At 74.8% G+C, this 18,947-nt stretch carries 20 protein-coding genes and 1 riboswitch; of the genes, 9 read left to right on the forward strand and 11 right to left on the reverse strand.

Annotation, left to right across the window (positions count from 1 at the left end; all coding sequences use genetic code 11):
* Positions 1-39 precede the first annotated feature (39 nt).
* The 7 genes from BJZ21_RS21550 to BJZ21_RS18345 form a co-directional block, all read right to left on the reverse strand.
* Positions 40-1,416, reverse strand: a complete 1,377-nt coding sequence (locus BJZ21_RS21550; RefSeq protein WP_179665074.1) for an NlpC/P60 family protein — start codon at positions 1,414-1,416, stop codon at positions 40-42.
* 314 nt (positions 1,417-1,730) lie between these two features.
* Entirely contained in the window at positions 1,731-2,777 is a 1,047-nt protein-coding gene (locus BJZ21_RS18320; protein ID WP_343052214.1) for a phosphatase PAP2 family protein, read from the reverse strand.
* A 4-nt stretch (positions 2,778-2,781) separates the two neighbouring features.
* Complete coding sequence (locus BJZ21_RS18325) at positions 2,782-3,807, reverse strand: ABC transporter ATP-binding protein (protein ID WP_179665075.1); 1,026 nt, start codon at positions 3,805-3,807, stop codon at positions 2,782-2,784.
* 21 nt (positions 3,808-3,828) lie between these two features.
* Complete coding sequence (locus BJZ21_RS18330; RefSeq protein ID WP_343052215.1) at positions 3,829-5,487, reverse strand: ABC transporter permease; 1,659 nt, start codon at positions 5,485-5,487, stop codon at positions 3,829-3,831.
* Between the two features lie 7 nt (positions 5,488-5,494).
* Positions 5,495-6,562 carry a thiamine ABC transporter substrate-binding protein gene (locus BJZ21_RS18335; RefSeq protein ID WP_343052216.1) on the reverse strand — a complete coding sequence of 356 codons (1,068 nt, stop codon included), beginning with the start codon at positions 6,560-6,562 and terminating at the stop codon, positions 5,495-5,497.
* A riboswitch (TPP riboswitch) is annotated at positions 6,552-6,672 on the reverse strand. It overlaps the preceding gene by 11 nt.
* Before the next feature lie 92 nt (positions 6,673-6,764).
* Positions 6,765-7,577 carry an RNA polymerase sigma-70 factor gene (locus BJZ21_RS18340; protein ID WP_246300008.1) on the reverse strand — a complete coding sequence of 271 codons (813 nt, stop codon included), beginning with the start codon at positions 7,575-7,577 and terminating at the stop codon, positions 6,765-6,767.
* Positions 7,578-7,657: 80 nt separating this feature from the next.
* Complete coding sequence (locus BJZ21_RS18345; protein WP_179665077.1) at positions 7,658-8,251, reverse strand: carboxymuconolactone decarboxylase family protein; 594 nt, start codon at positions 8,249-8,251, stop codon at positions 7,658-7,660.
* A gap of 131 nt (positions 8,252-8,382) precedes the next feature.
* Here BJZ21_RS18345 and BJZ21_RS18350 point away from each other — a divergent pair, with 131 nt between their 5' ends.
* The 3 genes from BJZ21_RS18350 to BJZ21_RS18360 are packed head-to-tail and all read left to right on the forward strand — an operon-like array spanning position 8,383 to position 10,589.
* Positions 8,383-9,321: an alpha/beta hydrolase gene (locus BJZ21_RS18350; protein WP_179665078.1), complete on the forward strand. Its 939-nt coding sequence runs from the start codon at positions 8,383-8,385 to the stop codon at positions 9,319-9,321.
* Complete coding sequence (locus BJZ21_RS18355) at positions 9,318-9,773, forward strand: GNAT family N-acetyltransferase (protein ID WP_179665079.1); 456 nt, start codon at positions 9,318-9,320, stop codon at positions 9,771-9,773. Before BJZ21_RS18350 ends, BJZ21_RS18355 begins: the two co-directional genes overlap by 4 nt.
* A gap of 57 nt (positions 9,774-9,830) precedes the next feature.
* A complete protein-coding gene (locus BJZ21_RS18360) occupies positions 9,831-10,589 on the forward strand; it encodes an FG-GAP repeat domain-containing protein (RefSeq protein ID WP_179665080.1) in 759 nt (252 codons plus the stop codon).
* Here the strand turns inward: BJZ21_RS18360 and BJZ21_RS18365 are convergent.
* Entirely contained in the window at positions 10,571-11,050 is a 480-nt protein-coding gene (locus tag BJZ21_RS18365) for a hypothetical protein (RefSeq protein ID WP_343052217.1), read from the reverse strand. The two genes, BJZ21_RS18360 and BJZ21_RS18365, sit on opposite strands and share 19 nt — an antisense overlap.
* Positions 11,043-11,426: a hypothetical protein gene (locus tag BJZ21_RS18370; protein ID WP_179665081.1), complete on the reverse strand. Its 384-nt coding sequence runs from the start codon at positions 11,424-11,426 to the stop codon at positions 11,043-11,045. The genes BJZ21_RS18365 and BJZ21_RS18370 overlap by 8 nt, the downstream gene beginning before the upstream one ends.
* A 52-nt stretch (positions 11,427-11,478) precedes the next feature.
* Between BJZ21_RS18370 and BJZ21_RS18375 the strand changes: the two genes are divergently transcribed.
* Both BJZ21_RS18375 and BJZ21_RS18380 read left to right on the forward strand, forming a co-directional pair.
* Positions 11,479-12,273 (forward strand): putative protein N(5)-glutamine methyltransferase, encoded by a 795-nt coding sequence (locus tag BJZ21_RS18375; protein WP_179665082.1) that lies wholly within the window; start codon positions 11,479-11,481, stop codon positions 12,271-12,273.
* A 64-nt stretch (positions 12,274-12,337) separates the two neighbouring features.
* Positions 12,338-13,171 (forward strand): M55 family metallopeptidase, encoded by an 834-nt coding sequence (locus BJZ21_RS18380; protein WP_179665083.1) that lies wholly within the window; start codon positions 12,338-12,340, stop codon positions 13,169-13,171.
* Between the two features lie 27 nt (positions 13,172-13,198).
* On the opposite strand, the gene BJZ21_RS18385 is transcribed toward BJZ21_RS18380, so the two are convergent.
* On the reverse strand, positions 13,199-13,864 hold the full coding sequence (locus tag BJZ21_RS18385) for a biliverdin-producing heme oxygenase (protein WP_179665084.1): 666 nt from the start codon (positions 13,862-13,864) through the stop codon (positions 13,199-13,201).
* A gap of 141 nt (positions 13,865-14,005) precedes the next feature.
* Between BJZ21_RS18385 and BJZ21_RS18390 the strand changes: the two genes are divergently transcribed.
* Together BJZ21_RS18390 and BJZ21_RS18395 are read left to right on the forward strand one after the other, a co-directional pair.
* Complete coding sequence (locus tag BJZ21_RS18390) at positions 14,006-14,317, forward strand: STAS domain-containing protein (RefSeq protein ID WP_179665085.1); 312 nt, start codon at positions 14,006-14,008, stop codon at positions 14,315-14,317.
* 13 nt (positions 14,318-14,330) lie between these two features.
* Positions 14,331-14,759: an ATP-binding protein gene (locus BJZ21_RS18395; RefSeq protein ID WP_179665086.1), complete on the forward strand. Its 429-nt coding sequence runs from the start codon at positions 14,331-14,333 to the stop codon at positions 14,757-14,759.
* A 29-nt stretch (positions 14,760-14,788) separates the two neighbouring features.
* Here BJZ21_RS18395 and BJZ21_RS18400 read toward each other — a convergent pair whose 3' ends face one another.
* Entirely contained in the window at positions 14,789-15,148 is a 360-nt protein-coding gene (locus BJZ21_RS18400) for an STAS domain-containing protein (protein ID WP_179665087.1), read from the reverse strand.
* A gap of 131 nt (positions 15,149-15,279) precedes the next feature.
* Between BJZ21_RS18400 and BJZ21_RS18405 the strand changes: the two genes are divergently transcribed.
* Positions 15,280-17,532, forward strand: coding sequence for a SpoIIE family protein phosphatase (locus BJZ21_RS18405; protein ID WP_179665088.1), 2,253 nt, complete (start codon positions 15,280-15,282; stop codon positions 17,530-17,532).
* Positions 17,533-17,650: 118 nt separating this feature from the next.
* On the forward strand, positions 17,651-18,946 hold the full coding sequence (locus BJZ21_RS18410; RefSeq protein WP_179665089.1) for an MFS transporter: 1,296 nt from the start codon (positions 17,651-17,653) through the stop codon (positions 18,944-18,946).
* The last annotated feature ends 1 nt before the right edge of the window (position 18,947 follow it).

An 18,947-nucleotide genomic window follows, 5' to 3' on the forward strand; every position in this document is an offset into this window, starting at 1 on the left:
GCCGTCTACACCGGCGGTCCGGTCCGGGGGCCCCCGGCGTCAGGGGCGGGCGAAGAAGTTCGGCGGCGTCCAGTAGTACATCGACACGATGCTGACGTCGCTCCCGGTGCGGGGGGCCTGGATGATCTGGCCGCCGCCGAGGTACATCGCCACGTGGAAGATCGACGACGGGTCGCTCGAGGAGCCCCAGAACACCAGGTCGCCGGGCCGCAGCTCGCCGGCCGAGATCGGCGTCGACTGCTCGTACTGCGCGACCGAGTAGTGCGGCAGGGAGATGCCACCGGCGCGCCACGCACCCATGGTCAGGCCCGAGCAGTCCCAGGCGTCCGGACCGGCGGCCCCCCAGCGGTACGGCTCGCCGAGCTGGGCGCGGGCGAACGCGATCGCGGCGCTGGCGCCACCGGCCGGGGCCGGCGGAGCGCTGGGCGCCGGCGGGGCGCTCGGAGCGGGCGAGGGGGTCGAGCCGCCCGAGGAGCCGCCCGACGAGCCGCCGGTCCCCGACGTGTGCTGGTGGGCGTGGTGCTGGGCCTGCTGGGCGGCCTGCTGAGCGGCTTGCTGGGCGGCCTGCTGGGCGGCCTGCTGGGCGGCCTGCTGGGCCTGCTGCTGGGCCAGCTGTTGGGCGGCCTCCTGCTGGGCCTTCACCTCGGCCGCGTGCTGCGCGGCGGCGGCCGCGGCGGCCGCGGCCTGCGCCTCGAGCGCGGCCTGGCGCTGCTGCGCGAGGCGGACGCTGGTGTGCTGCAGGTCGGCGAGCTGGGCGATCAGCCGCGACTTCTCGGCGGCGATCGACTGGGCCTCGGCGGCCGCCTGGTCCGCCGCCTGCCGGGCCGCGTCACGAGCCGCCCGGGCCTTGTCCGCGGCGGCCGCGGCGGTGGCACGGGCATCGCGGGCCTGGGCCGTGGCCACGTCGGCGATGGTGGCCGAGGCCCGGAACGAGTCGTAGCGGTCGTCGAGCGCGGCCTCGGCGTTCTGCACGGTCGTGGCGCGGTCGATCACGGTCTCGATGCCGTCGGCCCGGGCGAGGGCGGACAGCGCGCTCAGGCCGGGCGCCATCTCGTAGGAGCTGACCACGGCGGCGCCGTACGCCGCCCGCTGGCGGTCGACGTCGGCCTGCGCGACCCCCGAGCGGCGAGCGGCATCGCTCGCCTGCCGCCGGGCCTGCTGCAGCTCGTAGCGCGCGCCGTTGAACGCCTCGGCGGCCTGGGCCGCGCGGGTGGCGGAGGCCTCCAGCCGCTGGTCGGCCATCACCAGCCGGGCCCGGACGGTCTCGACGTCGGCCGCCTTGTCCTCGGCGGCCTGGCGGGCGTGCCGCACGTCCTGCCGGGACGGGACGGCGTGGTCGTCAGCGACCGCCACGCCGGCGACCCCACTCGTCACCAGCGCCAGTGCCAGCGCCGACGCGATCCTCGATGCGCGCACTCTCGACCTCTTCCTGAGCTCCTCGCCGGACCGATGGCCCGTTTCCCCGAGCAACTCGAAGCACGCTAGTGCTCATTCGTCACAAACGCCACATTTTGCTCAACTTTTCCTGAGCTCATCGGCGTGTCGCGTTGACTAATCACATGAATGTAATTCACACGTTGGCAGCCGTCGGGCGCGGCAGCGCGCGCGGACGTCACCCTGCTCGAGGCCTCCTGGCCTCTCCTGGGATGACGTCCCAGCTGAGGTTGCCCGTGGGAGGCTGCCCGAGGGGAGGCTGCCGACGGGAGTCCTCCCTGGGAGCGTGGGAAGGCTCAGTCCTGCTCGACGGGCACCGGGGCGGTGGTCGGGGTGGGCTTCGCGGAGCGGCCGTGGCGGTCGAACTTCTGGCCGCTGGCGATCCCGCCGATGTAGAAGGAGATCAGCGCGATCATGATGCCGGCGATGTTGTCGGAGATGTAGTGCCAGCCGAAGTAGAGGGTGGCGAAGATCGTGAGCACGAAGTTCACCCAGAACACCCATCTCAGGACCTTCGTCCGCAGGGTGTACTGCACCATCAGCGCCATCAGCAGCGTGATCGCGCAGTGCAGGCTGGCGAAGCCGGCCACCGACTGCACCGCTCCCTGCACGCCGTAGTGCAGGACGTTGTCGCGTCCGTTGTAGAGCCCGTCCATCAACGAGGAGGCCGGCGTGTTCGGCAGGGTCTCGTAGAGCCAGGGGTAGCGGAAGCCGGGCCCGAGCGTCGGCAGCGCGTAGTAGGACAGCGTCCCGAGCGACCAGGCCATGCACTGGGAGGTGGCGAACCAGTAGCCGTAGCTCAGCTTGCGCGACCAGACCAGCCAGCCCGTCAGCGCCAGCGGCACCAGCGGGAGGAACCACAGGTAGATCCACGAGAAGAAGTGCGCAGCGACGCCGGTGCCGAAGAAGCCGTGCAGCAGCAGCGCCGGGTCGTGGCCGAAGAGCAGCGCGTGGTCGATCAGGTGCAGCTCTCGGTCGTACTTCGTCTCGCCCATGATGAAGGGCAGGAACGACTTGAGGTTCCGGTAGCTGACGTAGGTGATGTAGAAGCAGAGCACCCCCATCACCACCAGCACGACCCGGTCACGCGACCAGTGCGTGCGCACCCGGTCCCGGAAGGCGGCCGGCATCGCCCGCGGCCTCAGCCGCGAGACCCACAGCGTCCGCGGCAGCAGGTCGACCAGGAACGCCGCGCCGACCAGCAGCGGCAGCCGGGCCCACGAGGGACCGAGGAACCCGTCGGGGTCCACCAGGCCGCGGCCCAGCGACAGCACCGCCACGACCGCCAGCACCCCCATGGTGCCGGCGATCCCGATCAGCAGGGCATTGGCACGGCGATACACCCGGTCAGTGTAGGGACCCCGCGTCCCGGCCGGGACCGGCCCCTTGGACGTCCGGTACGACCGCCAGCTTCGTGGGCTCGACCGCGAGCCGGACCCGCTCCCCCGGACCGGGGTGCAGGTCCAGCGGCGCGACGGCGTCGATCTCGCCGATCCCGGGCACGCGCACGACGAGGCGCACCTGCTCGGGAGTCACCCGCCCGGACAGCACCTCCCCCTCCAGCGGGCCGCCCCCGCCGGCCACCAGCGCGGACCGGCGTACGGCGACCGCGCCCGCCCGCGGCAGCCCCGCCGCCTCGAGCAGGACCCGGGCCGGGCCGCCACGGAGCACCCCGGCGTAGCCGAGGAACAGCGCGGTCTCGGGGTCCGCCGGCGCCCGCCAGACCTGCGCGATCGGACCGGTCTGCACCACCCGGCCCGCACGCATCACGGCCAGCCGGTCGGCCACCGTGAACGCCTCCTCCTGGTCGTGGGTCACCATCAGCGCGGTGGTGCCGGCGGCCCGGAGGACCTCGCGCAGGTCGCCGGCCAGGCGCTCGCGCAGCCCGGCGTCCAGCGCGGACAGCGGCTCGTCGAGCAGCAGCAGCCGGGGCTGGACGGCGAGCGAGCGGGCCAGCGCCACCCGCTGCCGCTCGCCCCCGGACAGGGTGGTCGGCAGGCGGTCGTCGTACCCCTCGAGGCCGACGGCGGCCAGCAGCTCGGCCACCCGTCGGCGGACCCCCGGCCGCCGCCGGATGCGCAGCGGGTAGCCGACGTTGCGCGCGACGGTGAGGTGGTTGAACAGCTGGCCGTCCTGGAACATCAGCGCGAAGCCCCGCTTGTGGGTCGGCACGCCGGCCAGGTCGCCCCCGTCCCAGCACACCCGCCCCCCGGTCGGCGTCTCCAGCCCGGCCACCGCCCGCAACAGCGTGGACTTGCCGCAGCCGGACGGCCCGAGGACCGCCAGCACCTCCCCGTCGGGCAGGTCGACGGAGACGTCGACGACGGCGGGCACCCCGTCGTACGCCACGCTCAGGCGGTCGATCTGCAGCATCTGCGAACCCTAGGGCGGCCGCTACAGCGAGCCCACGGAGGGCACCCGCAGCCGCTCCACCAGGAGCATCACGAGCGCGGTGGTGGCGGCCAGGACGACCGAGGCGGCCAGGGCCATGCCGTAGTTCATCGGACCGGGGTGGTCGATCAGCCGGTAGATCACGACCGGGACCGTGGGGTGCTCGTCGCGCGACAGGAACGACGTCGCCCCGAACTCGCCCAGCGAGACGGCGAACGCGAACCCGGCGGCGGCCAGCAGCGGCTTCCACACCACCGGCAGGTCCACGGTGAGCAGCGTCCGCAGCGGGCCGGCGCCGAGCGAGGCGGCGGCCTGGCGCTGCCGGTCGTCGATGCCGGTGAGCACCGGGGCGATCGTGCGCACCACCAGCGGGAGCGCGACCAGCGCCTGCGCGATCGGCACCAGCATCGGCGAGTCGCGCAGGTCCAGCGGCGGGTGGTCCAGCGTGATGAGGAACCCGAAGCCGAGCGTCACCGCCGAGACCCCCAGCGGCAGCATGAAGAACCCGTCGAGGCCGATGCGCACCCGGCGCTCGGCGCGGGTGCGGGACCGCCGGGTCACCACCAGGGCGACCAGCAGGCCGAGCGTGAGCGACATCCAGGTGGCGTCCACGGCGGTGCGCAGCGAGGTGACCAGCGCGTCGGTCACGGGCACCAGCAGCGCCTGGTGGGTGCCGTCGGTGGTCAGCGCCCGGTAGTTGCCCAGGCTCCAGCCCCCGTCGACGCGCAGCGAGCCGGCGACCAGGGTCGCGATCGGCGCGGCCACGAGCACGAGCAGCAGGGCGGTGGACAGCAGCGCGGCGACGTCCCCGCGCACCGGTCGGCGGGGCCGGGCCCGGACCCTCGACGCCGTCGGGTCGGCGACCCGGCGCAGCCGGCCGGCGACCAGCAGCAGCGCCACCACCGCGACCAGCTGCAGGATCGACAGCGCGGCGGCCGCCTGCAGGTCGAGCAGGTTGGTGGTCAGCAGGTAGATCTCGGTCTCGACCGAGGAGTAGTGCGGTGCGCCGAGGGTGAGCACGACCCCGAAGGCGGTCGCGCAGAACAGGAACACCACGCTGGCCGCGGACACGATCGCCGGGCGCAGCGCCGGCAGCGTGACCGTCCACAGCACCTGCCAGGGGCTCGCACCGAGCGCGGCGGCGGCCTCGGCCGGCCGGGGGTCGAGCGACTCCCACGTGGACCCGACCGCCCGGATCACGACGGCCACGTTGAAGAACACCAGGCCGGCGATGATCGCCGCCGCGGTCCCGTCGAGGCCGAGGAACCCCAGCGGGCCGGCCTCGCCGAGCAGCTCACGGAACGCGACGCCGACCACCACGGTGGGCAGCACGAACGGCACCAGCAGCGCGGCGCGGACCAGGTCCCGGCCGGGGAACCGCAGGCGGTGGAGGGCGTACGCCGCGGGCAGCCCGAGCAGCACCGCGACCGCGGTGCCGACCGAGGCCGACCAGACCGTGAACCACAGCACCCGGTGGACCCGCGGCCGGCCCAGCACCTCGAGGACCGCGCCCGGGTCGAAGGAGCCGTCGGCGAAGAAGCCGCGCTCGAGCATGCCGCTGACCGGCAGCACGAAGAACGCGCCCAGCACCAGCACGGGCACCACCGCAGGCCCGACGAGGCCCAGGCGCCTCGACCAGCGCCGGCCCGCGCGGGTGCTCACAGCTCGCTCATCGGGAGGTGACGTCGCTCCACTCCTGCAACCACTCCGCGCGGTGGGCGGCCACGTCGGCCGGGTCCACGGTGTACGGGTGGTCGGGCTGGACGGCGAACTTCGCCCACTGCTTCGGCAACGGCACGCCGTCGACCACGGGGAAGACGTACATGCTCGTCGGCAGCGCGGCCTGCGCCGGCTGGCTGTCGAGGAACCGCACGAACGCCTGGGCGCCCTTCGGGTTGGCGGCCCCGGCGAGCACCCCGGCGTACTCGACCTGGCGGAAGCAGGTGTCGAGCAGCGCGCTGGTCGTCGAGGAGCTCGACCCCTTCGGCACCGTGTAGGCGGGCGAGGAGTCGTAGGACAGCACGATCGGCCGGTCCCCCTTGCCGCCGCCCTGGGTGAAGTCCACCTCGTAGGCCTGCTCCCAGCCGGAGGTGATCTCGGCGTCGTTGGCCATCAGCCGCGACCAGTAGCCCTGCCAGCCGTCGCCGTACTTGGCGATCGTGGCGAGCAGGAACGCCAGGCCGGTGGAGCTGGTGGCGGCACCGGGCAGCACGAACTCGCCCTTGTACGCCGGGTCGGTCAGGTCGTCCATCGTCCGCGGCGGCGCCTGGTGGTGGGCCTTGAACCAGGTGTCGTCGACGTTGACGCAGACGTCGCCGTTGTCGACCGGGGTGAGCGCGTGGGCGTCGTCGCCGGGCAGCGCGTAGTCCGAGACCCCGGCGGGCTCGTCCCAGGAGTACGGCGCGAACACGCCGGCCTCGAGCGCGCGGGACGCGAAGGTGTTGTCCACCCCGAACGCGACGTCGCCGAGCGGGTCGTCCTTGGTCAGCACCAGCTTGTTGGTCAGCTGGCCGGCGTCCCCCTCGGCCTTCACGACCAGGTCGTAGCCCGACTGCTGCTCGAACTTGCGGATCAGCGGCTTGGGCAGCGTGAACGAGTCGTGGGTGACCAGCACGACCTTGCTGCTCGAGGAGCTGCTGTCGTCGGCGGAGTCACCACCGATCACCGAGCAGCCCGAGGCGGTGACCGCCATGGCCGTGATCGTGACGAGTGCGCCGAGCGCGCGTGTGGACTTCACGTGGACTCCCTTCGCCGGTGCTAACCGGAGCAGGTTCGGAGGGTCTGCGGCTGTTCCGCACTCTCAGCACGCTGGTCCGTCAGGACGGGCGCGCTCCCCTGTCTTGTGCCGCCACACTACCCGGCCGCCCCGACCACCCGGACCGCGCTGGCCGGACCGCGCTGGCCGGACCGTGCTGGCCGGGCTGCTCAGCGGCCCGGGCTCACCGGGTCAGCCGCACCACCTCGTCGAGACGGGCCAGCTTGGCGGGGTTGCGCACGTAGTAGATCGCGGTGACCAGGCCGTCCTCCACGAGGAGCGACCCGATCGCGTCCAGCTCGCCGCCGACGCGGATGCGCAGCGCCGGGGCGCCGTTGACCACCACGACCTCTGCCTGGGCGGTGCCGTCCTTGGGCGCGACCGCGTCGAGGAACCGCAACACCTTCTCGCGCCCCAGGATCGGCCGCAGCGCCGCCTTCTTGACCCCGCCCCCGTCGGACACCAGGACCACGTCGGGCGAGAGCACGTCGAGCAGGCTCTGGATGTCGCCCGTCGCGGTCGCCGTCAGGAAGCGGGCGACGACCTCCTCGCGCAGCCCCGCCGGCACCTCGGCCCGGGGCCGCCGCTCCTCCACGTGCGCCCGGGCCCGGCGGGCGATCTGGCGGACCGCCGCCGGCGACCTGTCCACGGCCGCCGCGATCTCGTCGTAGGACAGCGCGAAGACCTCCCGGAGCACGAACACCGCGCGCTCGGTGGGCGCGAGGGTCTCCAGCACCAGCAGCATCGCGGTCGAGACGCTGTCGGCGAGCTCGAGGTCCTCCGCGACGTCCGGCGTGGTGAGCAGCGGCTCGGGGAGCCACGGCCCGACGTACTCCTCCCGACGGCGCTGCAGGGTGCGGAGCCGGTTCAGTCCGAGCCGGGTCACGATCCGCACCAGGTAGGCCCGCTGGTCGCGGACGGCGGCGTGGTCGACCTCGGCCCACCGCAGCCAGGTCTCCTGCAGGACGTCCTCGGCGTCGGCGGCCGAGCCGAGCATCTCGTAGGCGACCGTGAACAGCAGGTTGCGGTGGGTCACGAAGGTGTCGGTGGCGTCCCGGGAGCCGTGCTCGGCGGTGCTCACGAGGCCGAGGGTACGTCGTCGGCGGGCTGCGACAGGGGCAGCTCGCACACCTCGGAGTAGCCCTGACTCTGCAACCCGGCGGCGGAGTTGAAGCGGGAGCGCATGTTCTCCAGCGCGATCATCTGGGTCAGCTCGACGACCGCCGCGGCGCCCAGCTGGTCGACCAGGCCGGCCACCATCTCGTCGGTGACGGTCGGCGGGGTGAGGCTCATCGCCTCGGCGTACGCCAGCACGTCGCGCTCCAGCGCCGTGAAGACCCGGGAGTCCCGCCACCGCGGCACCTCGCGCACCTTGGCCAGGTCCAGGCCGTCGTCGTGCGCCTTGAAGTAGCCGAAGTCGAGGCACCAGCTGCAGCCGATCACGCCGGCGCTGGCGAGCTGCGCGTAGGACTTCAGGTGGGGGTCCAGCGCCCGCCACCTCGACACCTTGCCCTCGAAGGACACCACGGCCCTCAGGACCGGCTTGTTGTGGAAGTAGACGAAGAGGTTGTCGGGCAGCTCGTCGCCGATCATGCGCCGGGCGACCGCCTTCACCACGGCGCCGTAGACGCCGCTCAACCTGGCCTTCGGGATCCGGAAGGTGCTCGCCACGGGGTGCTCCTCTGCTCGGTGTGATGGGTCCGTCGACATCAAGACACCGCGGGCAGCGCCGGTGTGACAACCCCGTGTGACAAGCCGGTGTGACAGAGGCGGGCGACCGGACGTGTGAGAGCCTCGGCGCCATGAGCGCCCGCGGGGTCCCCAGCCGACGTCACCAGCTGCTGGCCCGGGCCGTGCCCCGGGTGCGCCGGTCCCGCGAGCTGGACACCGAGGCCGCCGAGCGGGCGCGGCTCGAGCGCTGGCACGCCGGGCTGGACCGGTCGCTGCCGACCCGGCTGGTGCCGCGGTTCGAGCGGCGCTTCTCGGTCGTCACCGAGACCCTGGCGGCCGGCGACCCGGTCGGCGCCGGCTTCCCGGCGTACGTCCTCACGCCGCGACACCTCGAGCCGCGGCGCACGGTGGTCTACCTGCACGGCGGCGGCTTCGTGGCGCCGATCGACCCCTTCCACGTCCGCTACGCCGCGCGGCTGGCCACCCGGCTGCACGCGCGGGTCGTGCTGCCCGACTACCCGCTGGCCCCCGAGCACAGCTGGCGCGACTCCCACGAGCCGGTGGTGGAGCTGACCGCGCGCTGGCTCACCGAGCCCGAGCCGGTGGTGCTGGCCGGCGACTCGGCCGGCGGCGGCCTCGCGCTGGCGATCGCCGAGGCGCTGCGCGACCGCGGGGGCCCGCAGCCCTCGCACCTGCTGCTGCACTCGCCCTGGGTCGACCTGACCACCTCGACCCCCGAGACCGAGTCGTTCTCGCGACGCGACCCGTGGCTGTTCCTCGGCAAGCTGCGCGCCTACGCGGCCTGGTGGGCCGGCACGCCGGACGACCTGGCCCGCTTCGAGGTCTCCCCCGCGCTCGGCGAGCTCGACGGGCTGCCGCCCGCGCTGGTGTTCTGCGGCACCCGCGACACCCTCGCGCCCGGCTGCCGGCTGCTCGCGTCGCGGGCCGAGGGCACCTCCTGGGACCTCACCTACGTCGAGGAGCCCGACCTGATCCACGTCTACCCGCTGCTGCCGCTGGTGCCCGAGGCGGGGCGGGCGTGGCGGCAGACGGTCGCGTTCCTCGGATGAGGCCCGGCCCGCGGCCGGCGGTCGTCGCGGTCGGCTTCGACGACCTCGACGCGCGGACGGCGTACGACGTGTGGCGGCTGCGTCAGTCGGTGTTCGTCGTCGAGCAGGAGTGTCCCTACCCGGACCTCGACGGCCGCGACGTCGAGCCCGGCACCCGGCACGTGCTGCTCTCGGACGAGACCGGCGCCCTGTGCGGCTACGCCCGCGTGCTCGACGACGGTGACGCGTGGCGGATCGGCCGGGTGCTGCTCGCGCCGGCCCTGCGCGGGCGCGGGGGGTCCGACCCGCTGATGCGGGCGGCACTGGCCCAGTGCCCGGACCGGGACGTGGTGCTGGACGCGCAGTCACCGCTGGCCGGGTGGTACGCCTCGTACGGGTTCGTCGTGGCCGGGCCGGAGTTCGTCGAGGACGGGATCCCGCACGTCCCGATGCGGCTGCCCCGCGCCCGCTGACCCGCGCCCGCTGACCCCGGCCCGCAACCACCGGTCCGGCCCACGCGTCAGAAGGGCATGAGGTCGCCCGTCGTGCCCGTCGTGCTGCTGGCAGTGCTGCTCTCCGGCTGCGGCACGACGGCCCTGGCCGGCCGGGACGTTCCAGGTCGCCCGGCGCCCTCGGGCGCGACCGGCGCCGATGGTGGGCGGCACCAGCCCGGCTGGCCGCCGCCGGCCGAGATGCACACCCGGACCAGCCCCCGCGCCCCGCACAGCAACCGGGCGGCGACGTACGGCCTGGGCGACCTCGACGGTGACGGCCGTGCGGACCTGGTCGAGGTGCGCACCGACGGGCGGGTCACCGCCGAGCTGACGTGGCTCGGACACCGCGCCGCGCGGCTGCCGGCCGACCCCACGCTGCGGCTGCAGGCGCTGCCCGACCTCGACGGCGACGGCCGCGCCGAGGTGCTGGTCGCCTCGACGGCGGCCGGCTGCTGCGACGCCTACCGGCTGCCCGACACCCGCTCGGCGGTCCTCGCGGTCGTACACGGCCGGCTGCGGCCCCTGCGCTGGGCCGACGACGGCCAGGTGCGGCTGCGGTTCGACCAGGGGCGGGGCGACCTGTACGCCGGGATCCGGTGCGGGCCCGACGGGCTGCACCTGCTCGAGGCGCTCGATGACGGCAGCGCGGCCACGCTGACCGACGCGGTTGTCTCGATCCTCGCCGGCGTCGCCCGCCACGGCCCGGTGACCCGGCGGACCGTGGCGGCGGGCCGCGTCCGCTCGGAGACCAGCACCCGCTGCCCGGGGCTGGACGCTCAGGGCTGGGCGGCCTGAGCCTCCCCGATGGCGGCGCCGCGGCGCTGGCGGCGCAGCCAGACCAGGCCGAGGACCGGCAGCACGGCCGGCACGAAGCCGTAGCCGATGCCGTAGTCGGACCACACCGAGGCGTCGGGGAACCAGTCCCGCACGACCAGGCTCAGCGTGCCCACGGCGAGGACCCCGGCGAGCTCCACCCACAGCATCACGCTGGCGAACCCGGTCCGGCCCACCGAGGCCCGCCGGATCGCCACCCAGCCGGCGGCGTAGGTGAGCGCGGCGACCGCCGAGAGCGTGTAGGCGACCGGCGCGCGTCCGGCGTCGGTGGCGAGCTGGACCGCGCTGCGCGCCCCGGCCGCCACGGTGAACAGCGCGTAGAGCGCCAGCAGCACCTTGTGCGGCCCGCTGCGCGGCGCCGCGGAGTCGGGCGCCGGGGAGTCGGGCGCCGGCGACGCCGGGGAGGGGGTCGGCTCAGGCACCGTGCCCCCACGTCATCTGCAGGCGGACGGCGATCACGGCGACCGCCAGCGCGGCGACCGTCACGACCGCCGTGGACCAGGTGCTGCGCTCGTCGGCCACCGACTGCATCGCGATCGGCAGCACGCACACCGCGGCGACCAGGTAGCCGATGTGCGCCGAGGTCTCGGCCGGCCGCTGGCCGTTCAGCATGCTGCCGACGCCGGCGACGACCCGGACCGCCAACAGCAGCTCGAGGATCCAGACCATGTGGTCGAGCCAGGCGGGGCGCGGGACCCGGCGCAGGGTGAGGACCAGGGCGACCAGGGTGACCAGGCCGGCGTACACCACCGCGACCAGCGTGAGCTGACCGAGCGGCGTGTCGAGGGCGGAGCGCATGGCACCATCATCGCCTGCCGATCCCGACCGCTCGTGACCGCCCGGAGGGCCCGTGACCGCCGACGCACCGCCCGACCGGCCGCCCGGGGACGTCCCGGACGGGCTGGTGGCGCGGCTGCGCGCGGCCGGCTGCGTCTTCGCCGAGGACGAGGCCGCCGTGCTCGTGGACTCGGCCTCCTCGGCCGCCGAGCTGGAGCGGATGACCGCCCGGCGGGTGGCCGGGGCGCCGCTGGAGGTGGTCGTCGGCTGGGCCGAGCTCTGCGGCACCCGGGTCGGGGTGGCGCCCGGGGTGTTCGTGCCGCGGCAGCGCACCGCGATGATGGCGCGCCGGGCCGCCGGCCTGGTCGGGCGCCGCGGAGTGCTGGTCGACCTGTGCTGCGGCACCGGGGCCATCGGCGCGATCGTGCTCGCGCGGCAGCCGGCGGCCGAGGTGTGGGCCGCCGACCTCGACCCGGCGGCGGTCGCCTGCGCGCGCCGCAACCTGCCCCCGGAGCGGGTCCGGCAGGGCGACCTCTACGCCGCGCTGCCGGACCGGCTGCGCGGCCGCGTGGACGTGCTGGCCTGCAACGCGCCGTACGTGCCGACCGACCGGATCGCCCTGATGCCGCCGGAGGCGCGGGAGCACGAGCACCGGGTCGCCCTCGACGGCGGCGCCGACGGTCTCGAGGTGCAGCGGCGGGTGGTCGCCGGGGCGCCGGCCTGGCTGGCGCCGGGCGGCACCCTGCTGGTCGAGAGCAGCGTCGCCCAGGCCCCGACCAGCGCCGCCCTGATGACCGCGGCGGGGCTCACCGCCTCGGTGGAGCACGACGAGGAGATCGGCGCCACGCTGGTGCTCGGCCGGCGCTGACGCGGGCCGCCGCGACGGCGGCCCCTCGCCCGGCCCGGGACACCGGTGGCTAGCCTCGGGCAGCGTGAAGGTCTTCATCTCCTCCGACATGGAGGGCACCGCCGGGGTCGTGGACTGGTCGCAGTGCCAGGCCGGGCAGCCGGAGTACGAGTACTACCGCACGCTGCTGCAGGCCGAGGTCAACGCGGCCATCGAGGGCGCGCAGGAGGCGGGCGCCACGGAGTTCCTGGTCAACGACTCCCACTCCCGGATGCAGAACCTGCGCCCGGACACCCTGGCCGGGAACGCGCGCTACCTCTCCGGCCGGCACAAGCCGCTCTACATGATGCAGGGGCTCGACGAGTCCTTCGACGCCGTCTTCCTCGTCTCCTACCACGGCTCGATGTCGACGGCCTCGCCGCTCTCGCACACCTACAACCCGCGCGCCATCGCCGAGGTGCGGCTGGGCGGGACGGTGGTGGGCGAGTCCGGCATCAACGCGCTCGTCGCCCAGGCGTACGGCGTACCGGTGGTGCTGGTGACCGGCGACGACGTCACCGCCGCCGAGGCCGAGGCGGTCTGCCCGGGGATCCGCACCGCCGTGGTGAAGTCCGCGGTGTCCCGGTTCGCCGCCGAGAGCCTGCACCCGTCGGTGGCGCGCGAGCTGATCCGGGACCGGGCCCGTGAAGCGATCGCCGGCCTGGCCGACGCCACGCCCCCGCGGATCGCGCTGCCCGCCGCGCTCGCGGTGCGCTTCCGCAACGCCGACCTGGCCGAGATGGCCACCTGGGTCGACGGGGTACGCCGCTGCGAGGACCCCGACGAGGCCACCACGGTCACGATCACCGACGACGACCCGCTGCGGTTGTTCCGCCGCTTCATCACCACGGTGCTGCTCACCCGCGACATCGCCGAGTGACCCCGGCCGGCCGGACGGACGGCAGGCTCAGGCCGGCGCGGGCGAGGCCACCTCGTCGAGCAGGCCACGGTTGAGCCGGAACGCCAGCCGGACCTCCTCGACCAGGGCGCGGCGCTGGGCGCCGGTGAGCGGCAGCGCGTCGAGGCGGTCGCGGTAGTCCCGCTTGTAGGGCACCGGCTTGGGCACCGCGGGGAAGTCGTAGAACGCCAGGCCGACGTCGTCGCCGTCCCGGGCGGCCCGCAGCGCGTGGGCGAGCATCCGGCCCCCGGAGAGGTCGCCCAGGTAGCGCGTGTAGTGGTGGGCCACCAGCAGCTCGGGGACGGCCGCGGCAGTCTCGATCCGGTCCCGGTAGGCGACCGCCGCCGGCGACGCCGCGGGTCGGTCACCGGGGGCCCAGTGGTCCAGGTCGAGGTCCAGTGCCTCGGTGCGGGCGAGGTCCTCGTCGTACACCGCGGCCACCGCCGGGTGCGCGCGGTGGGCGCGCAGCGCCGCCTCGAGCGCGGCGTAGACGACGCGCAGCCGCTGCAGGTAGCCGGCGTACTGGTTCGCCGTGGCGCGGCCCGCGAGCAGGTCGCCCACGAACGCGCTGCCCTCGGCGCGGCGGTGCTCGTCGGCCGACCCCTCGCGCAGGGCCACCGAGAGCGGCAGGTGCGGCCCCTCGTCGGGGGCGGGGCGCTGGTGGTCGATGTCCATGTCCGGCCCACGCTACGTCACCACGGCGGCGCCCGCAGCGACAGCGGGACGGCACCGGCGGGACACCGGCGGGCCACCCGTGGGCCCGGTCGATCGACCCGGGCTGGGGCAGCCGGCGCCTCGGCGGTCTATGCTCGGGGCGTGGAACAGCAGCAGTCCTATGCCTCCAGCTTCGACGAGACGGCCCAGGTGCTCACCGTGCGCGGGGACATCGACGAGGCGGGTGGTGTCGCCCTGCGTGAGGAGATCTCCAAGTACTCCCACGACTTCGAGCGCACCATCACCTTGAACCTCACCGACGTCGACTACTGCCCGAGCCTGGCGGTCGGGGTCCTGGCGACGGCCCGGCGCCGGGCCGAGGAGTCCGGGGTCGAGCTGGGCATGATCGCCGCCGAGGGCTCGATCGCCCAGCGGGTCCTGACCATCTGCGGGCTCGACCACACCAACGCCTGATGGGTACGGGGTCGTGACCGAGGGCTCGCGCCCGGCGCCGTCGACCCGGCCCGCCGCCCACAGCGAGGTCCACGAGCTGCCGTTCGGCAGCGGGGCCAACGCCGCGGCCCGGGCCCTGCTGGCCGCGTTCGCCGAGCGGCAGCGACTGGGCCAGCGGGTCCGCCAGGACGCGGTCCTCGTGCTCGGCGAGCTGGTCGCGAACGGCGTGGACCACGGCCGCCCCGACAGCCAGGACGGCCTGGAGGTCTCCTGGCACCTCGACGGCGTCTCGCTGCGCCTGAGCGTGTACGACGGCGGCGGCACCTCGGTGCCGCACGTGGTCGCCCCCGACCCCTATGCCCCCCGCGGTCGCGGGTTGGCGATGGTGGCGGCGCTCTCCTCGAGCTGGTGGTTCGAGGACACCCGCGGCACCCGGGTCACCGCGGTCCTCGACGTCGAGTAGCCGGCGAGGCGGACGCCGGGTCGTGGGTGTCAGGCCAGCAGGTCGGTGTCGGGGCCCTCGTCGGAGAGCTGGCCGGAGACCTCGTCGAGCGACTCGCGGTAGGGCAGCGCACAGACCATCAGCACCCGCTGGGCGACCGTGCCCGGCCGGGCCACCAGCACGATCTCGGCGCCGGCCTTACGCGCGGCGCCCAGGCCGCGGGTGAGCACGCCCACCCCCACGCTGGGCAGGTAGTCCACGTCGCTCAGGTCCACCACCAGCCGCGCCCCCGGCGCGCTGCCGTGCTCGGCGAGCAGGTTGCGCAGCGCGATGATGCCGTAGTCGTCCACCTCGCCGCGGACGGTCAGCGTCTGGTCGGTGAGGTCTGCGGTGAAGGTCCTGTCGAACACGCCCGCCAGCCTAGGGCTGCAGCGGTGAGGCGCGCCCTCACCCCTACAGGTGAGGCAGGAGCCTGCTGGCTCCGCAGGCGTTAGTGTGGCGCTCTCGTCCAGCAGCGGCGAGACGTCGAGGGGAAGGCACCATGACCGCAGCACCGCAGACCGGGCACACGCCCGCCTACGGCCCCGTCGACCTCACCAACTGCGAGGACGAACCGATCCACATCCCCGGCGCCATCCAGCCGCACGGCTGCCTCCTCGCCCTCGACCCCGCCTCGCTCGAGGTGGTCGTCGCGTCGGCCAACACCGGCGACCTGCTCGGCACCGAGCCGGCCGCGGCGATCGGCCGCCCGCTGGCCGACCTGCTCGGCGCGACGGTCGCCACCGACGTACGCCGTCGGTGGGCCGAGCAGGCGTTCGACGAGCCGATGATCGTGCGGCTGACCGACACCCGCGACGGCGCGCTGGCCGGCGCCGAGGTGGACGTCAGCCTGCACCGGTCCGGGGAGCGCCTGGTGGTGGAGGTCGAGCCGCTCGGCCGGCCCCGCTCGGTGCTGCTGAGCTACCAGTCCGCGCGCGCGGCGATGGCCCGGCTCTCCGCCCAGACCTCGGTGGTCGGGCTCGGCGAGCAGCTGGCCCGCGAGGTCGGCGAGATCACCGACTTCGACCGGGTCATGGTCTACCGCTTCGACCAGGACTGGAACGGCGAGGTGATCGCGGAGGAGCGGCGCCCCGACCTCAACGCGTTCCTCGGCCTGCACTACCCGGCGGCCGACATCCCCGCCCAGGCCCGGCAGCTCTACACCGTCAACTGGACCCGGCTGATCGCCGACGTGGACTACCGGCCCGCCCCCCTCGAGCCGGTGCTGGACCCCGGCACGCGGCGGCCCCTGGACCTGTCCTTCTCCACGCTGCGCAGCGTCTCGCCGATCCACCTGGAGTACCTGCGCAACATGGGCGTGACCGCCTCGATGTCGATCTCGCTGGTCGTGGAGGGCGAGCTGTGGGGCCTGGTCGCGTGCCACCACTACTCCGGGCCGCACCGCCCCAGCCAGGACGCCCGGGCCGCCGCCGAGTTCCTGGGCCAGGTGGCCTCCCAGCAGATCGCCGAACGCACCCGCAGCGACGCCCGGGAGCGCGCGCTGGAGCGCGCCTCCACCCTCGGCCGGATCGTCGGGCGGGCGGCCGCCACCAACGCCGCGCTCGACGCGCTGCTCGTCGACCCCGAGCTGCTCGCGCTGATGGACGCCACCGGCGCGGCGCTGTCCTACGACGGAGCGATGCGCACGCTCGGCGACGTCCCCGACCATCGGACCGTGGAGCTGGTGGCGCACCGGCTGCTCGACGGACAGGAGGGGGTGGCCGGCTTCAGTGACCGGCTGGCCGACCTCGACCCGGCGCTGGCCCGAGCCGAGGGACTGCCCCCCGGGGCGCTCGCGGTCGGCGTGCTGCCGGACCGCTACCTGGTCTGGTTCCGCCCCGAGATCGAGCAGACCGTGGACTGGGGCGGCGACCCCCGGAACAAGGAGCTCGCCGCGGCCGAGGACGGCACGGTGCGGCTCTCGCCGCGCAGGTCGTTCGAGAAGTGGCGCGAGATCGTCAGCGGGCGCAGCTGCCCCTGGGACGAGGAGGACCTCGAGGCCGCACGCGACCTGCGCGACCGGGTCAACGGGCTGCTGCTGCGTCGCTCCCGCGACCAGATCGAGGTCGCCGAGTCGCTGCAGCGCAGCGTCCTGGCCAACGTGGCGCCCACGCTGGAGGGACTGGACGTCGCGGTGCGCTACGCCTCGGCCGCGTCCTACCAGCTCGGCGGCGACTGGTGGGACTGCCTGGTCCTCGACCGGGAGCGGGTCGCGTTCGTCATCGGCGACGTCGCCGGCCACGGGGTCTCCGCGGTGGCGGCGATGACCCAGGTCCGGGCCGCCCTGCGCGCCTACCTCTTCGCCAGCAACGACCTGGGGCACAGCCTCGACCAGCTGGACCGCTTCATGTCCGCGCTGCTCGGCGACCAGATCGCCTCGGCGCAGATCGCGGTCATCGACCGCCGGAACCGGGTGATCGAGCTGGCCAGCGCCGGCCACCCGGCGCCGCTGCTGCTGCCGCCGGACCCCGAGCAGCCGCTGCGGCCGGTGCCGCGACCGGTGCTGGGGCTCGGCAGCGGCGAGGCCGTGGTCACCGCGGTGGAGGTCCCGGCCGGCACCACGCTGGTGATGTTCACCGACGGTGTGATCGAGCGCCGCGGCGTGGACCTGTTCGAGAGCCTGGACCAGCTCGCCCGGATCGCCGACGTCGGCCCCGGCCAGGAGGACCTCGAGGTCTGGCTGGACCGGCTGCTGGAGTCGTTGCCCGAGCCCGGGGACGACGACCGTACCGTGGTCGCGATCACCGTCAACTGACCGCCTCGCGGCCTGGCTCCCCGTCGGTTCGGGCGGCTAGGATGGCGGCTGCAGAGGGTTTCACGCGTCTTGGAGGTGGGTTCGGCGCGTCGTAGTGACGCACCCGAAAGGCCCTCCGTTGTCTCCCCTCGCCTCCTACCGACGCCTGCTCCGGCTCGCCGGCCCGGCCTACGTCCTGACCGCGTTCCTCGGGCGGCTCCCCCTGGCGATGAGCCAGCTCGGCACCCTGCTGCTGGTCTCCACCGCCACCGACAGCTACGCCGTGGGCGGCGCCGCCGCCGGCGCGCTGGCGGTGGCCAACGCGGTCAGCGCCCCGATCGCCGGCGGCCTCGCCGACCGGCTCGGGCAGCGCCCCGTCGTGCTCGTCCAGTCGCTGGCCGGTGCCGCCGGGCTCGGCCTGCTGGTCGGGCTGGTCCACCTCGGCTCGTCGTACGGCACCCTGGTGGCGGCCGCGGCCCTCGCCGGCCTGGCCCTGCCCCAGGTCGGCCCGCTGGCCCGGGTGCGCTGGCGGCCGCTCACCGCCGGCACCGGTGCCCAGCAGCGCCGGCTGGTCGATGCCGCGTTCTCCTACGAGGGCGCCGCGGACGAGGCGTCGTTCGCGGTGGGCCCCGCGCTGATCGGCCTCGGGGCGGTCGCCGTCTCGCCGTCCGGCGGCGTACTGGTCGCCGCGGCCCTGCTGGCGGTCTTCGGGACCGCGTTCGCGCTGCACCCCTCCGGGCGGTACGTCGCGGCCATGACCGTCCACGCCCCCGCGGGGCGGCTGCTGACCGCGGCGTTCGCGGTGCTCGTGCTCGCCCAGCTGGCCATCGGCGCGCTCTTCGGCGCCACCCAGACCGGTGCCACCGTGCTCGCGACCCAGGCCGGGCACGCCGGCCTGGCCGGGCTCGTGCACGCCACGCTCGGGGTCGGCAGCGCCGCCGCCGGCCTGGCCACCGCCTTCGTGCCCGAGCGGTTCGGCCAGGAGCGCCGGGTGCTGGTGGCCGGGGTCGCGCTGTTCGTGCTGTCGCTGCCGCTGCTGGTCGTGGACACGCTCGGCCCGCTGACCGCGGCGGTGTTCCTGCTGGGGTTCGCGGTCGCGCCGTACATGATCGGCGTGTTCACCCTCGGCGAGCGGATCGTGCCGCCGACCCGGGTCGCGGCCGCGATGACCGTGCTCGCCAGCGCCACCGGCGTGGGCTACGCACTCGGCTCGAGCGTCGCCGGCCGGCTGGCCGACGCGCACGGGCACACCGCGGCGTTCGCCGTGACCGTCACGGTCACGGCGCTGGCCGTCGTGCTCGCCGCGACGCAGCAGCGGCGGTTGCGCCGAGCCGTGCCCAGGCCGTCGCTCGCGGCCGCGGGGCAGCTGCCTGCGCCGGGCCGCCCGGCCGAGCCCGCGGGGCCGGACGCGCCGCCGGTCATGGCCGATGTGTGAG

The sequence above is a fragment of the Nocardioides panaciterrulae genome (genome assembly GCF_013409645.1).
In the GTDB taxonomy this organism is placed as follows: Bacteria; Actinomycetota; Actinomycetes; order Propionibacteriales; family Nocardioidaceae; genus Nocardioides; species Nocardioides panaciterrulae.